Raw genomic sequence first — 2,365 nt, 5'->3', positions numbered from 1 at the left:
AGATAGAGAAGCTCGTTCTCTATCTCGGCGCGAAGGGTTCTCTATCTCGCGCTCGGGGGTTCTCTATCTCGGCGTCAGTGCGGGCGCACCGGGCCGACGGCGTCGGACGTGAACGTCGCCGACGTGTAGCCCGGGGCGGAGACGGTCACCTCGACCGAGATGTCCGCGCCACGGTCGCGCCCGGTGAGGTGGTACCGCGCACCGTTCGCCCCGCGCACGGGATCGCCGTCGCGCAGCCACTGCACGTCGACGTCCGTGCCGTCCCCGGGCAGGTACTCCCCCGGGTCGACGGTGAGCATCCTGCCGATCTTCGCCCTGCCCTCGATGCTCGGGGCCTCGACGTCGGTGACGACGGGGTCGTGCAGGGTCACGTCGGCGGCGCGCGTGAAGACCTGCTTGTGCGCGTACCAGAGCTGGTAGTACGCGTCCTCGCCGCGCACGTCCGTGCGGTCGTCGGGCACGGAGCCGTCGAACGACGTGGCGTAGTAGTAGTCCGTCGACACGGAGTCGTCGGACACCACGTAGCTCTGGTCCGTGCCGATCGTGTACTCGATCGGCACCACGGACTGCGGGGTGATCCCGGGGTACGGCGCGTACGCTGCCGCCTCCGGGTACGCCCGGCCGTAGATCGACGCGGCCTCGTCCCCGCTCACGGTCACCGTCTGCCCGGTGCTCGGCACGACGACGGGCCGGTCGGCCGGGTTGTGGATCCAGGCCAGCGAGCCGGCCCACCACACGCCCAGCCACTCGCCCCGTACCTGCGCGACGACGAGCTTGTGGCCGGAGCTCACGCGCGCGCTGATGTCGCTCGCGTAGGTCGTGCCGTCCGCGCCGTCCGGCTTCCAGCCGGGGTCGCGCGCGTACGGGGCGTCGAGCGACGGCTCCTGGTACGCGACGGCGAAGTTGGTGCCGGCGCCCGCGACGCAGTCCCCGGATCCCGGCGACGCCTGCTCGCACCCCGTGACCGGGTTGGCGTTCTCGTCGTAGCCGGCGACCACCTCGACGACGTCGCCGGGCGCGACGTCCGTCGTCGCGGGCAGGCCGCCGCCGATCGGCGCGCCGAGCAGGTCGAAGTAGTGCTCCCAGTCCCAGTACGGGCCCGGGTCCCAGTGCACGTTCTTGGTGTAGCCGGGCAGGATGCCGGGGATCTGGTCGTGCCCGATGACGTGCGCCCGGTCGAGCGGCACGTCGTACTTGTCGGCCAGGTACCGCACCAGCTCGGCCGACGACTGGTACATGGCCTCCGTGAACCAGCCCGACGTGCCGGCCCAGCCCTCGTGCTCGAGGCCGATCGAGTGCATGTTCATGTACCAGTTGCCCGCGTGCCAGCCGACGTCGGCCGGCTCGAGGTGGTTCGCCACGTGCCCGTCGGACGAGCGCAGCGTGTAGTTCCACGCCAGGTACGTGGGGTCGGTGACCAGCCTGACGCTCGGCTCGTACGCCGTCTCCGTGTCGTGGATGACGATGTAGTCGATCGACGGTCCGCCCTCGCCCGTGCGGTCGGCCTGGTCGTGGTTGCCGTAGTTGCCCGTGTCGTCGGGCAGGTCTGCGCTGCCCTTCGCGTACGGCGCCGGCAGCCACTCACAGCCCAGGTCGGGCGGGCAGTCGGCGGCCGGGTCGCTCACCGCGGCGGCGGACGACGCGGGCCGGACGGCGTCCGGCCGGGCGGCGAGGGTCACGCGCCCGCCGTCGTCGGTGGTGCGGCTCTCGCCCTGACGCAGCGTCGCGTACACCCGGTCGGCGAAGGACGGGGACCCGCCCAGCCGCACGACGGCGGCATCCCAGGACGCGAGGTCGCCCGCGGCCTGGCCCGCCTCCTGCTGGTAGGAGGCCAGGAGCGCGGCGGCGCCGCAGGTGTTCGCGCCGGCGTCGGACCTCAGCTCGGCGACGGACAGCCCGGTCAGGGCGGCGGCGCGGTCGAGCTCGCTCACGGCCGTGCGCGGGGCGGCGTCCTTACCGGCCCCGTCGGGCGCCTCGGGCGCGTGGTCGAGCAGGTTGAACAGGCCGTAGCCGCCGTCCGCGCTGGGGGTGCCGGCGTGCTGGTCCCAGCGGGACTCCATGTAGGAGACGGCCTTGAGCAGGTCGCCGGGGACCCCGGTGGCGTCGCTCGCGGCGGCGAACGCGGCCTCCCGGTCCGGCGCGGCGACGACGGCGTCGCAGGTCACGTCGGACGTGGGGGCGGTGGACGGCCCCGCCCCCGCGGCGACCGCGGGGATCGTGACCAGGGGAAGGAGAAGGCCGGCGGCTGCCAGCCCGGTGGTGCGTCGTCGTACGGATCTCACGGGGAGTGCTCCTCTCGAGGACGGAGTGCGCTCAGAGCGCACCCGGCCATCGAACCGTGAAATCCCGTTTCATGGGAAGTGAT

1 protein-coding gene is annotated in these 2,365 nt (G+C 72.9%); it reads right to left on the bottom strand.

What is annotated here, in order from left to right; all coding sequences use genetic code 11:
- Window positions 1-74: 74 nt before the first annotated feature.
- Window positions 75-2,282 carry an N-acetylmuramoyl-L-alanine amidase gene (locus ACFUVW_RS20595; protein ID WP_430573155.1) on the bottom strand — a complete coding sequence of 736 codons (2,208 nt, stop codon included), beginning with the start codon at window positions 2,280-2,282 and terminating at the stop codon, window positions 75-77.
- Window positions 2,283-2,365 lie beyond the last annotated feature (83 nt).

Source organism: Isoptericola sp. NPDC057391 (genome assembly GCF_042668085.1).
Classification (GTDB): domain Bacteria; phylum Actinomycetota; class Actinomycetes; order Actinomycetales; family Cellulomonadaceae; genus Isoptericola.
The sequence above is the reverse complement of the archived record's forward strand: the minus strand, read 5'-3'. Positions and strand labels throughout refer to the sequence as shown.